13 protein-coding genes are annotated in these 11,963 nt (G+C 65.2%); 8 read left to right on the forward strand and 5 right to left on the reverse strand.

Annotation, left to right across the window (positions count from 1 at the left end; all coding sequences use genetic code 11):
• Window positions 1-9: 9 nt before the first annotated feature.
• Genes L0D18_RS03300 through rnr form a run of 4 tightly spaced genes read left to right on the forward strand, consistent with a single transcriptional unit; the run spans window position 10 to window position 4,183 of the window.
• Window positions 10-297, forward strand: a complete 288-nt coding sequence (locus tag L0D18_RS03300) for a ribosome-binding factor A (protein ID WP_243027348.1) — start codon at window positions 10-12, stop codon at window positions 295-297.
• Window positions 276-674 carry an acyl-CoA thioesterase gene (locus L0D18_RS03305; protein ID WP_243027349.1) on the forward strand — a complete coding sequence of 133 codons (399 nt, stop codon included), beginning with the start codon at window positions 276-278 and terminating at the stop codon, window positions 672-674. Before L0D18_RS03300 ends, L0D18_RS03305 begins: the two co-directional genes overlap by 22 nt.
• Before the next feature lie 10 nt (window positions 675-684).
• Window positions 685-1,929 carry an aspartate aminotransferase family protein gene (locus L0D18_RS03310; protein ID WP_243027350.1) on the forward strand — a complete coding sequence of 415 codons (1,245 nt, stop codon included), beginning with the start codon at window positions 685-687 and terminating at the stop codon, window positions 1,927-1,929.
• A 1-nt stretch (window position 1,930) separates the two neighbouring features.
• Window positions 1,931-4,183 carry a ribonuclease R gene (rnr, locus tag L0D18_RS03315; RefSeq protein ID WP_243027351.1) on the forward strand — a complete coding sequence of 751 codons (2,253 nt, stop codon included), beginning with the start codon at window positions 1,931-1,933 and terminating at the stop codon, window positions 4,181-4,183.
• On the opposite strand, the gene amrB is transcribed toward rnr, so the two are convergent.
• Complete coding sequence (gene amrB / locus L0D18_RS03320) at window positions 4,180-5,292, reverse strand: AmmeMemoRadiSam system protein B (protein WP_243027352.1); 1,113 nt, start codon at window positions 5,290-5,292, stop codon at window positions 4,180-4,182. The genes rnr and amrB overlap by 4 nt on opposite strands.
• Window positions 5,249-6,565: an HDIG domain-containing metalloprotein gene (locus tag L0D18_RS03325; RefSeq protein ID WP_243027353.1), complete on the reverse strand. Its 1,317-nt coding sequence runs from the start codon at window positions 6,563-6,565 to the stop codon at window positions 5,249-5,251. The genes amrB and L0D18_RS03325 overlap by 44 nt, the downstream gene beginning before the upstream one ends.
• Here L0D18_RS03325 and coaE point away from each other — a divergent pair.
• The 4 genes from coaE to L0D18_RS03345 are packed head-to-tail and all read left to right on the forward strand — an operon-like array spanning window position 6,545 to window position 8,810.
• Entirely contained in the window at window positions 6,545-7,150 is a 606-nt protein-coding gene (coaE, locus tag L0D18_RS03330; protein ID WP_243027354.1) for a dephospho-CoA kinase, read from the forward strand. The two genes, L0D18_RS03325 and coaE, sit on opposite strands and share 21 nt — an antisense overlap.
• Window positions 7,151-7,155: 5 nt before the next feature.
• Complete coding sequence (locus L0D18_RS03335; protein ID WP_243027355.1) at window positions 7,156-7,848, forward strand: SDR family oxidoreductase; 693 nt, start codon at window positions 7,156-7,158, stop codon at window positions 7,846-7,848.
• A 9-nt stretch (window positions 7,849-7,857) separates the two neighbouring features.
• Window positions 7,858-8,265 (forward strand): SufE family protein, encoded by a 408-nt coding sequence (locus tag L0D18_RS03340; protein ID WP_243027356.1) that lies wholly within the window; start codon window positions 7,858-7,860, stop codon window positions 8,263-8,265.
• A 2-nt stretch (window positions 8,266-8,267) separates the two neighbouring features.
• Window positions 8,268-8,810, forward strand: a complete 543-nt coding sequence (locus tag L0D18_RS03345) for a glycerol-3-phosphate acyltransferase (protein ID WP_243027357.1) — start codon at window positions 8,268-8,270, stop codon at window positions 8,808-8,810.
• Here the strand turns inward: L0D18_RS03345 and L0D18_RS03350 are convergent.
• From L0D18_RS03350 to L0D18_RS12005, 3 genes are read right to left on the reverse strand one after another with little or no spacing between them, the layout of a single operon-like run.
• Window positions 8,807-9,874, reverse strand: a complete 1,068-nt coding sequence (locus tag L0D18_RS03350) for a branched-chain amino acid ABC transporter permease (RefSeq protein ID WP_243027358.1) — start codon at window positions 9,872-9,874, stop codon at window positions 8,807-8,809. The two genes, L0D18_RS03345 and L0D18_RS03350, sit on opposite strands and share 4 nt — an antisense overlap.
• Window position 9,875: 1 nt before the next feature.
• A complete protein-coding gene (locus L0D18_RS03355; protein WP_243027359.1) occupies window positions 9,876-11,729 on the reverse strand; it encodes an AMP-binding protein in 1,854 nt (617 codons plus the stop codon).
• A 6-nt stretch (window positions 11,730-11,735) separates the two neighbouring features.
• The gene (locus L0D18_RS12005; protein ID WP_423247892.1) at window positions 11,736-11,963 is read right to left on the reverse strand and encodes an ABC transporter ATP-binding protein C-terminal domain-containing protein; all 228 of its coding nucleotides are present in this window, start codon (window positions 11,961-11,963) and stop codon (window positions 11,736-11,738) included.

The following is an 11,963-nucleotide window of genomic DNA, read 5'->3' on the forward strand; positions in this document are numbered from 1 at the left end:
CTTTAGGCGGTGAGCTACGGAAAGGCCCATCTGGAGGAGCGCCTTAGGCGGGCGCTGGCCGAGGCCATCCATGGCCTGGAAGACCCCCGGCTCTTTCTCCTCACCGTGGAGGCGGTGCGCCTTTCCCCCGACGGCAGAGTCCTTACGGTGTACGTGGAAGCTTTCCGTGACGAGGAAAGGGCCTTGGCGGCCTTGAGCCACGCCGAGAGAAGGCTCCTTTCCGCCATCGCCCGGCGGGTGCGCCTGCGCCACCTGCCTCGCCTGGAGTTTGTGCCGTGGAGAGCGAGACCCGCATAAAGGTGCGGTATGCGGAGACCGACCAGATGGGGGTGGTCCACCACTCCGTGTATGCGGTGTACTTGGAGGCGGCCCGCGTGGAGTTTCTGGAGAAGGCGGGTCTGCCCTACCACCAGGTGGAGGCCAGGGGGGTGTTTTTCCCCGTGGTGGAGCTGGGCCTAACCTTTCGCGCCCCCGCCCGCTTTGGGGAGGAGGTTTTGGTGCGAACCCGCCTGGCCCAGCTTTCCCGGCGGGACCTCCTTTTCCGCTACCGGGTGGAACGGGACGGGGTGCTTCTGGCCGAAGGCTTTACCCGGCATCTGTGCCAGGTGGGGGAGAGGGCTGGCCGCATTCCGGAAGACATCTACCAAGCCTTAAGCGTGCTACACTTAGGATAGCATTGTGGGCATGAGCCACGACCCCTTTACGCTTTTTGAGCGCCACATCGACCCTGGACTGGCAGGCCTCCTCCGCTTCACCGGTCTGGACCGGATGGAGTCCCATGCGGAAGGCCCCTACGTCTGGGATACCACGGGTAAGCGCTACCTGGACTTCTTGGGCCTCTACGGCACCTTGAACCTGGGCCACCGCCATCCCCAGGTGGTGGAGGCGGTTAGGGCCCAACTGGAGCGCATGCCCATGTCGGTTCGGGTTTTGGTGTCCGAGCCCACGGCGAGGCTGGCGGCCAAACTGGCGGAGATCACGCCCGAGGGCTTGGAGATGGTCTTTTTCGGCAACTCGGGGGCGGAGGCGGTGGAGGCGGCCATCAAGCTGGCCCGGGCCTACACGGGAAAACCCGGCATCATCACCACGGAGGGGGGGTTTCACGGCAAGACCATGGGGGCCCTTTCCCTCACCCCCAGGCCCCAGTACCAGGACCCCGCCAAGCCCCTGCTCCCCGGGATCAAGGTGGTGCCCTACGGGGACCTGGAGGCCTTGGAGGCGGCCATAGACGGGGAGACGGCCGCGGTGATCGTGGAGCCCATCCAGGGGGAAGGGGGCATCCGGGTGCCCCCAGAAGGCTACCTAAAGGGGGTGCGGGAGCTAACCCGAAAAAAGGGCGTTCTCATGATCGCCGACGAGGTGCAGACCGGCCTTGGGCGCACGGGGAGGCTTTTTGGGGTGGACTGGGAAGGGGTGGCCCCCGACCTCATGACCCTGGCCAAGGCCTTGGGGGGTGGGGTGATGCCCATCGGGGCCTGCGTGGGTAGGAGGGAGGTCTTTGAGATCTTCCGGCAAAACCCCCTCTTCCACTCCTCCACCTTTGGTGGCAACCCCTTGGCGGCGGCGGCGGCCCTGGCGGCCATTGAGGTGACCCTGAAGGAGAACCTGCCGCAAAGGGCCTTGGAGATGGGAAGGTACCTGATGGAGGGCCTAAAGGCCCTTAAGGCCCAGTACCCTCACCTCATAGAGGACGTGCGGGGCCGGGGCCTGATGCTGGGGGTGGAGTTTACCGATGCCGACATCGGTGCCCTGGTGGTGGCGGAGCTGGCGGAGAGGGGGGTGATCACCGCCTTTGGCCTCAATAACCCCAAGGTGGTGCGCCTCGAGCCCCCCCTCATCATCGGCAAGGAGCATGTGGACGAGGCCCTTACGGCCTTCTCGGAGAGCCTGAAGGCCACGGAGAAGGCCCTGGAGGGCCTCCTGGGATAGAATGCGGGAAACCTTACTGGAGTTTTTCAAAAAGACCGGGAAGCCCCATCGCCTGGAGGAGATCCTCAGGCGCTTCGGATTGGAAAAGCGGGAGGCCAAGGCCTACCTGAAGGCCCTGGTACGGGAGGGCCTTCTGGAGAAGAAGGGAAGCCAGTACTTTTTGCCCAACCGGGTGCAGGGGCCCATTAGCCTGCACCGGGATGGCTACGGCTTCGTGCGCCTTCCCGAGAAGGACCTTTTCATCCCCCCAGGCTATACGGGGGAGGCCTGGCCGGATGACCTGGTGGAGGCCCGGGTCATGCCCCCGGGCCGGGACGGGAAGCCCTGGGGGGTGGTGGAGCGCGTCCTGAAGCGGGCCCGGGAGCGGCTCGTGGGTACCCTGGATTTCCGTAAGGGGTATGCCGTGCTCCTTCCCGATGAGCCGGGGCTTCCGGAACTGAGGCTACTTCCCGAGGGGCTTCATGGCCTCAAGCGGGGGAGCCGGATCGTGGTCAAGGTGCACTACCACCGGCGTCCCTATGGGGAGTTCTTGGAGTACCTGGGCGAGGGGGACGTCCCGGAAACGGAAACCGAGGCGGTGATCGCCAAGTATGGCCTGAGGGCCGAGTTCCCGGAGGAGGTGCTAAAGGAAGCGGAGGCCATCCCCCTGGAGATCCCCGAGGCCGAGCTCAGGAGGCGGCAAGACTTCCGTCACCTAAGGGTTTTCACCATTGACGGGGTGGACGCCAAGGACTTTGACGACGCCATCCACCTGGAGGTACTTCCCACCGGCTACCGGGTGGGGGTGCACATCGCTGACGTTTCCCATTACGTGAAGGAGGGTAGCCCCCTGGACCAGGAGGCGCTTCAGAGAGGGACCAGCGTCTACCTACCGGGGCGGGTTTTGCCCATGCTACCCGAAAGGCTTTCCAACGGGGTCTGCTCCTTAAAGCCCCATGAGGACCGCCTGGTGCTCTCTGTGTTGGTGGATTTGGACCAGGAGCTCCACATCCAACGGGTCCGCTTCGCCGAAGGGGTGATCAGGAGCGTGGCCCGCCTCACCTACACCGAGGTGGAGGCCTTTGCCGAGGGGTTTGGCCTGCCCGAGGAGCACGCCTTCTTGGCCCAGGACCTGAAGGAGCTACTGGACCTCACCCAGAGGCTTAGGCAAAGGCGCCTCGAGGCGGGATCCTTGGACTTCAGCTTCCCTGAGGTCAAGGTGGAGGTGGAAAACGGCACCCTGCACCTCATCCCCCAGGAGGAGCCCAGGGCGCGAAGCCTCATTGAGGAGCTCATGCTCCTCGCCAACCAGGTGGTGGCCGAGCACCTGGTGAAAAAGGGGCTGCCTGGGCTCTTTCGGGTGCACGAGGAGCCCTTGGAGGAGGCCTACGGGAAGCTCCGCACCGCCTTGGCCCGGCTGGGGTACCCCCTGCCGGAGAAGCTTTCCTCCAAGGCCTTGCAACGGGTGCTTCTGGAGGCCAAGGGGCGCCCGGAAGAGCCCGTGGTGGCCAACCTGGTCCTGCGCTCCTTGCGCCTGGCCCGGTATGCCGCCGAGAACCTGGGGCATTTCGGCCTGGCCATGGAGCACTACCTGCACTTCACCAGCCCCATCCGCCGCTACCCCGATCTGGTGGTGCATCGGGTGCTGAAGGCCATCCTCCGGCGCAGCCTCACCCCGGCCAAGAAGGCCCGCTGGCAGGAGACCTTCCCCGCCATCGCCGAGCAGGCCTCGGAGATGGAGAGGAAGGCGGAGGCGGCGGAGAGGGAGCTCACCAAGTACTACATGGCCAAGTGGGCGGAGCTCCACCTGGGGGAGCGTTTCCTGGGCAAGGTGACCGGGGTGGCCAGCTTTGGCGCCTTTGTCATGCTGAGAAACGGGGTGGAAGGCCTGGTGCGCCTCGAGGCCCTGGGCCCCTACACCTATAGCGAGGAGGCCCTGGCCCTTTTGGGCCCTAAGGGTAAGAGAATCCGCCTAGGGGACGAGATGGAGGTGGTGATTGCTGCCGCCAATCCCAGGCTTCGGCAAATAGACTTCCTGCCCTACCAGGAGGAGGTTCATAAAGAGGATGCCCGGGCCAAGCCGGCCCGGGGGAAAGAGGCCAAGGAGGTAGCCATGCGCAAAGTGGTAGGACCGCCCAAGGATAGGAACCGCGACGACCGGCCCGAAAGGGCCACGGTGAACACCGTCTACTTCGGCGAGTGGACCCCCAAGGACGAGGGCCCCGTGCATCGTCCGGCGGAAACCCGTACCAGAAGGCGCCGCCGGCGGCGCTAAAGGGCCAGGGTCCCCGCTCCCACCGCGGAGAGGGTGGGGGCCTCGAGGTCCAGGCGATAGGCCAGGACCTGGCCCTCCCGTCCTAAGAGGAGGGGGGCTAGGCTTCGCACCACCTCCACCCCGTCAATGCGGGTGGGGTTGTTTCCCAGGTGGGCCAAGGCGGCTTCCGGTTCCCCCTGGGAAAGCCTTTCCAGGAACCCTAAGTCCCGCCTCCTTGCCTCCTCCGCCAGGGTGCGGGATAGGGGTGGGTCCCCAAACCGGGGTCCCACATGGGAAAGGTCCACCGCCAGTACCACCAGGCCAGGATAGTCCCTTAAGACCACCCTCAGGGCCTCGCCTAACTGGGGGCTTCCCCGGCCCACCAGAAGGGGGAGAACCTTGGCCTCTGGAAAGACGCCCTTGAGGAAGAAGAGGGGAAGCTCCAGGCTGTGCTCCTCCCGGAAGGCCAGGGGTGTGTTGAAAAGCTCGTAGGGGAGGAGGGTGTCTAAGGCCTGGAGGGCAGGGAGGTCGGGGAGGGCGGGGCCGAAGGGGGTGTGGAAGGGAACGGGAAGGGCCGCGGCCTTTTCCGTGAGGGGCCGGTGGGCCACCCCCACCAGGTAGAGGCGTTCCGGCGGAGGCAGGCTTTCCAGGGCCGCCAAGGCGGCCCCGTAGACCTCGGGCACCCGGCTGGGTTCCAGGTGGGGTAGGAGGAGGACCTCGGGGCGGGGCCCGGCTTCCCCAGGGAAGCTGGCCCGGAAGGCCTCGAGGAAGGCTTTGGCCTCCTCCTGCCCGGCAGGGTAGGAGAGGCCCGAAAGGCGCATGGGGCGCTCCTTTTTCAGCTTGTCCTCTTCCTCCTTAAGCCGCCTCTCCACCTCCCCGGTAAGGAGGAGCCCGGCCTCCTCCAAGGCCTTGAGCAGCTCCTCCAACTCCTTCTTAGGTACCAGTACCCCGTGGGCTTTAAATACCTCCTCCTGCACCTCCTCCAGGGTGCGTCCCTCCAGGAGGGAGAGGAGAAAAAGCCCTCCTTCCGTAAGGGCCAGGGGTTTGGAGAAGACCCCGTAGGGGTCGGAAACCAGAAACCCCCCCTCAATAGGGGTGATCTGGGGTTCCCGCAGGCGTATCCGCTCCATGGCCCTTCCAATATAGGAGATAGGCCCTGGCCTCCTCTGGGGTTGTCACCCGTCCTTCCACCTGGGCCAAGAGGAGGGCTTCCAGGGCCTTTCCCACCAGGGGGCCGGGCCTTAGGGAAAGGAGGGCCATCACCTCCTGCCCGGAAAGGAGGGGACGGGTGGGCAGGGGCTGAGCTAAGGCCTTTTGATGGGCTTCCAAGACCCCCCAGGCCTCCTCCTCCACCCCCCTTGTGCCCAGGCGGTCTGCGGCCATGAGGTAGACCAGGTGGGGCAGAAGGTCCTTTCGGCGGAAGAGGAAGCGCCGCAGGGCTTTGGCCTCGTCCGGTAACCGGTCCATGTGGCGGCGCACCAAAGCCTCCACCTTTTCCACGGCCTCCTTGGGAAAACGGAGCCAAAGGAGGGCGGCCTTGGCCATCTCCGCCCCCACCTCCGCATGCCCCAGGAAGCGGAAGCGGCCCACCTGGGGGTCAAAGCGGCGGGTTAAGGGCTTGCCCACGTCGTGGAAAAGGGCGGCCAGCCGGGCCTCCAAAGGCGCCTCCGGCCAAAGCCAAAGGAGGTGGAAGACCACGGAAAGGGTATGCCGCCAGGCGTCCAGGTGGTGGACCCCTCCTTGCTCCAGTCCCACCAAAAGGCGGAGTTCGGGAAGATAAGGGTCCAAAAGCCCCACCCTTTCCAATACGTGTAGACCCCAAGCCGCCCGCGGGGATAGGAGGAGGCGGGTGAGCTCCTCCTTTACCCGTTCCCGGGCCGGCAGGGCTTCGGGGTGCTCTCTGAGGAAGCGGGCGTGGCGGGAAAGGGCGTTGCGGGTTTTCCCGGGCAGGCCAAGGCCTAGGCTGGCTGCCAGACGCACCGCCCTTAGGCTTCTAAGGCTGTCTTGGTAGAGGTTTTCCTCCCGCACTGGGACCAGGACCTTTTTCCTAAGGTCGTCCTCCACGCCCTTTAGCCCCCACACCCGCCCCCCCTTCCAGGCCAGGGCATTCAGGCGGAAATCCCGCTTAAGAAGGTCTTCCTCCAGGCTGCCTTCCAGGGGGGAGAAGTCCAGGACAAGCTTTCCCGTCACCAGGCGGTACTGGCCCCGCTCGGGGTCCAAGGGGAAAAGGGTGCCCCCAAGGTGCCCTTGGGCTTCCTCCGCCGCCCGCACGGGTTCGGGGGCCGCGAAGTCCAGGTCCCAGGGCCTTTTCCCCAGAAGAAGGTCCCGTAAAGCACCCCCCACGGGGATGGCCCCCTTGGGGGTATAAAAGGGAAAGTCCCTATGGGCGATCGGGCGAAGCACCCCATTATTATCGGCATCACCGGGAATATCGGCAGTGGCAAAAGCACGGTGGCTTCCCTCTTGCGGGCCTGGGGATACCCGGTGTTGGACCTGGACGAGCTGGCCCAAAGGGCCAGGGAGAACAAGAAGGAGGAACTGAAAAGGATTTTCCCGGAGGCCTTTAAGGGGGAGGAGCTGGACCGAAGGGCCCTTGCCCAGGTGGTCTTTTCCGATCCCGAACGGCTAAAGGCCCTGGAGGACCTCCTCCACCCGGAGATCCGCCGGCTTTTGGCCCAGGAGCTTGCCCAGCTTAAGGCTCCTTTGGTCTTCCTGGAGATCCCCCTTCTTTTTGAAAAGGGGTGGGAGGCCCGCCTGGATGGGACCCTTTTGGTGGTCGCCCCCCTGGAGGAGCGCATCCGGCGGGTGATGGAGCGCTCTGGGTTTTCCCGGGAGGAGGTCTTGGCCCGGGAGAAGGCCCAGATGCCCGAGGAGGAGAAGAGGAGGCGGGCCACCTGGATTTTGCAGAACCGGGGGGGATTCGGGGAGTTGGAGGAGGGGCTAAGGGAGATTCTTACCCGCATCCGGGAGCGCTTTGGGCTAAGCTAGAGGGCATGCGGGTGGCCTTGGTATCGGGGGCAAGCCGGGGGATCGGGGAGGCCATCGCCCGGGCCCTCCACGGGAAGGGGTACCGGGTGGGCCTCTTGGCCCGGGACGAAAATCGGCTTCAGGCCTTGGCGGCGGAGCTGGGGGAAGGGGCCTTGGCCTTTCCTGGCGATGTGCGGTCTTCGGCGGATTGGCAGCGGGCGGTGGCGGGCCTTTTGCAGGCCTATGGCCGGCTGGACCTCCTGGTGAATAACGCCGGCATCGGTCTGCAAAAGCCCATTTCTGAGCTAAGCGAGGAGGAGCTCCGCCAGGTTTTGGAGGTGAACCTGGTGGGTCCCTTTTTGGGCCTCAAGGCGGCCTTGCCGGCCCTCTTGGCCTCCAAGGGCACGGTGGTGAACATCGGGAGCCTGGCGGGCAAAAACGCCTTCAAGGGCGGGGCCGCCTACAACGCCAGCAAGTTTGGCCTTCTGGGCCTTATGGGGGCGGCCATGCTGGAGCTTAGGGAGGAAGGGGTGCGGGTGGTGAACATCCTTCCAGGCTCGGTGGACACGGGCTTTGCCGGCAATGCGGTGGGCGCCTCCTGGAAGCTTTCCCCTCTTGATGTGGCCCAGGCGGTGGTCTTTGCGGCAGAGATGCCGGAGAGGGCCTTGGTGAGCGAGATGGAGCTCCGCCCCACCCATACCGCGCCCAAGGGGGGCTAAGCTGGGACCATGGCCTTGCCCAAGAAGCTGCAGGAAGCTTTGGACCTGATCCGCACCTTGCCCAAGGAGCTCAAAGCCCAGGTCCTCCTGGACTACGCCAAGAAGGTGCCCACCCCGCCCCAGGAAGTGGAGTTGGAACGGGTACACGAGTGCCAGACCCCTTTCTTCCTTAAGGCGGAGGTGGAGGAGGGCAGGGTTAGGCTTTACTTCTTTGTTCCCGATGAAGCCCCCACGGTGAGGGCCTTTGCGGGCCTGCTGAAGGAGGGCCTCGAGGGCGAGCCTCCCGAGACCGTGCTGGCGGTACCCCCCACCTTTTACCAGGGGGCGGGGCTGGAGGAGCTCCTCACCCCCTTGCGCCTAAGGGGCCTCGAGGCGGCCCTTTTGCGGCTGCAAGACCAAGTGCGAAGGGCCTTATAGCCATGTTCCTGGCCTTCCTCCTGGGCTACTTCCTGGGAAGCTTTCCCGTGGCCTACTGGTTCGGGGCCCTTAGGGGAAGAAACCTCCTAAGGGAAGGCTCGGGCAACCCCGGGGCCCTGAACGCCTACCGGGTCTTAGGGCTGGTGCCTGGCCTTCTGGTTCTCCTCCTGGACGTCTTTAAGGGTGTTCTGGCGGTGGCCTTAGGGGAGGGGATGGCGGGGAGTCCCTTGGGGGGTCTGGCCGGAGGGGTGGGGGCGGTGTGGGGCCATACCTTTTCGCCCTGGCTGGCCTTCCGTGGCGGCAAGGGCCTGGCCACGGGGGCTGGGGTGCTTTTTGCCGTGGATCCCCGCTTGCTTTTGGGTTCCTTCCTTCTTTTTGCCCTTCTCCAAGTCCTGTTCCGAAAGCCTTACCGGGTGGCTTTGGCCATAGCCGTGGCCCAACCCCTCCTGGCGGCTTTTCTTCACCCCTCGTTCGCCTTCCTCCTCTTCGGCCTAGGGCTTGGCCTTCCCGTGGCCCTGCGCCATCTTAGGGATTGGGACCGTTAGTAGGGCAGGGGCCAGGTGCGGAAGTAGTTGCGGATCCTTCCCCATAGCCCCACAAGCCCCAAGGGTTCCAGGATCAGGAAGATCAGGATGAGAAGACCGAAGACCACGTTGCGCCAGGCGGCCAAGGTGGCGGCGTACTGGGGTCCCAGGGCCCCCACCAGGCTATTCAGAACCTCGGGGATCAGGAGCACGAAAAAGGCCCCCAAAACCGCCCCCAGCACCGTGCCTGCCCCGCCCACGATCACCATGGCCAGGTACTGGATGCTCACGGAAAGAGGGAAGTACTCGGGGGTCACCGCCTTGTAAAGCTGGGCCAAAAGCCCCCCCGCCACCCCGGCGTAGAAGGCGGAGAGGGCGAAGGCCAGAAGCTTCACCCGCACCAGGTCAACCCCGGCCACCCGGGCGGAGAGGTCGTTGTCCCGCACCGCCATGAAGGCCCGGCCCGCCCGGGTCATGAGAAGGCGCTTGGCATAGAAGAAAAGGGGCAGGGCGAAGAGGAGGACCAGGTACCATAGCCTTTCCGGGGTGTCCAGGGAGAGGCCGAAAAGCCCGGCAGGGGGCAGGGTGCGTCCCCGGATCCCTCCCGTCACCGCCTCCCAGTTTTTGAACACGTAGTCCGCCAGAAACTGGAAGGCCAGGGTGGCGATGGCCAGGTACACCCCTTTGATGCGCAGGGAGGGAAGGCCTAGGACCAGGCCAAAGAGAGCGGCGATCCCGCCCCCAAGCAGGATGCCCACGGGGGCCAATAGGCCAACGAGATGGCTTGCGGTGTAGGCCCCAACCCCCATGAAGGCGGCGTGGCCCAAGGATATCTGCCCCGCACCTCCCACCAGAAGGTGCAGGCCCAGGGCGCTTAAGGCCCCGATGGCCACCAGGGTGGCCACGTACATGGGGTAGGGGGAGAGAAGAAAAGACAGGAGAAGGAGGAGAAGCAGGAAGACCCCCAAGGCCAAGCGCCCCAGGGGCGTGCTGGCGTAGGCCTCGTCCTCCCCGTAGGTTTCCCGCACCGCCCGGGCGAAGCGCCGGCTGAAGGCATCGGTCAGCTGTTTGGCAAGGCGATACATCCTAGACCTCCTGCACCTCCAAGGTGGCCTCGAGCCTCCCTTCCCCCTCCAGGTAGCGGATGGGGAGCACCACCTCCACCCGCCCACCTTCGCCGTAAAGGGCCTGGATCACCGGGCCGTAGCGGGCCTCCACCACCTGGCGCCGAACCTTGCGGGTGCGGGTGATCTCCTCGTCGTCGGGGTGGAGTTCCTTGGGAAGGATGGCGAAGCGCTGGATCCTGAGCTTTTCGGGTAGGGTCTTGTTCACCATGCGGATCTCCTCGGCGATCAGGGCTCTCACCTCGGGCCTCTCGGTAAGGGAGAGGTAGGTGGTGAAGGGAATGCCTCGCCTACGGGCCCAGTTCTGCACGTTTTCCGGATCCAGCTCTATGAGGGCGGTCACAAAGGGTTTCCCATGCCCCAGAACCACGGCCTCGCGAATGTAGGGGGAGTACTTCAGGCGGTTTTCCAAAAACTGGGGGGCAAAACGGGTGCCGTCCAAGAGGGCCCCCACCTCCTTAACCCGGCCTAGGATCACCAGGTGCCCCCGCTCGTCAAAGAAGCCGGCATCCCCGGTGCGGAAGAACCCATCCTCGGTGAAGCTTTCCTCCGTGGCCTTCTCCTGGCGGAAGTAGCCCTGGAAGGCCTGGGGTCCCTTGACCAGGATCTCCCCCTCCTCGCTGATGCGCACCTCGGTGTGGGGAAGAGGTGGCCCCACGGTCTCGGGTGGGGCGTCCCCGGTGGCGTGGGCGGTGGTGGCGGCGGCGGTTTCCGACTGGCCATAGACCTGGCGGATGTCCAGGCCCAGGGCGCGGAAGAAGGTAAAGACCTCGGGGCCCAAGGGGGCGCCTCCGGTGACGGCGATGCGGCAGGCAGCAAGGCCCAGCCTGGCCCTTAGGGGCCTGGCGATGAGGGGGTAGAAGAGGGCCCTCTTGAGGTTCAGCCAAAGGCCCACCTTCTCCCCCCGAAACTCCCGGCTTGCCCCCTCCAGGAGGGACCCCATCCCCACCCGGTAGAAGAAGGCCTTGAGAAGGTCGGCGTCTGCCATGCGGCTTTGGATGAGGCTGGCCATGTCCTCCCAAAGCCTCGGAGGGGCCAGGAAAAAGTCGGGCTGAACCTCCTTAAGGTCTTCCCTTAAGGTGGTGGGGTCCTCGGGGAAGTGTACGGTGGAGCCTTCCACCAGGCCCTGGACCACGGTGAGCATCTGCTCCCCGATCCAGGGTAAGGGCAGGTAGCTGAAAACCCAGGCGCCCCTTTGAAAGCCCAAGGCTTCCCGAAGGGCGAAGTGGCCAGCCAAGAGGTTTTCGTGGGAGAGCATGGCCAGCTTGCTCCTTCCCGTGGTGCCCGAGGTGGGGGCGAGAAGGGCGATCTCCTTGGGGTGACGCCTTTTTAAGGCCTCCTCCCCCACCCTGGGGTCCCCAAAGGCTTGGCTGAACCGGCGCACCTTGCCCTGGAAGTGGCGGGACATCCCCGCCTCCTCCCAGACCAGGACGAAGTCCAAAAGGTGCAGATGGGGATAGACCTTGTCCAGTTGCTCCTCGTCGGAAACCACGATCCCCTTGGCCCCGGTGAACTCCAGGAAGTAGCCCACCTCCTCGGGCATGGCGTCGGCGTAGATGCCCATGGGCAAGGCCCCTAGGGTCTGGGCGGCCAGCTCGGCCTCCACCCACTCGGGGGCATTGTGGCCGAGGATGGCCAGGACCTCCCCCTCCCTTAGGCCCAGGGCCCATAGCCCTCCCGCCAGGCTAAGGGTGCGATGCAAAAGGTCCTTCCAGGAGGTCTTCTGCCAGATTCCCAGCCGCTTCACCCGGAGGGCTGGGGCTTCTGGCTCCCGCTGGGCATGCTGGTACAGGTAGGCAAGAAGCGTCCCTTCCATAGCGCCTCAAGTTTGCCCCAGGTAGGCTTCCGCCACCTTGGGATCCTGGCGCACCCCTTGGGGAGGGCCATGGTAGAGCACCTCCCCGTAGGAGAGGACCAGGACTCTGTCGGAAAGCTCCAGGACTGCCCTTAGGTCGTGCTCCACCCAGAGGAGGGTTACCCCCCACTCCTCCCGGGCGTCCAGGAGAAACCGGGCCAGGTCCTGCTTCTCCTCCAAGGAAAGCCCGGCCAT

It is taken from the genome of Thermus albus (genome assembly GCF_022760855.1).
Lineage (GTDB): Bacteria > Deinococcota > Deinococci > Deinococcales > Thermaceae > Thermus > Thermus albus.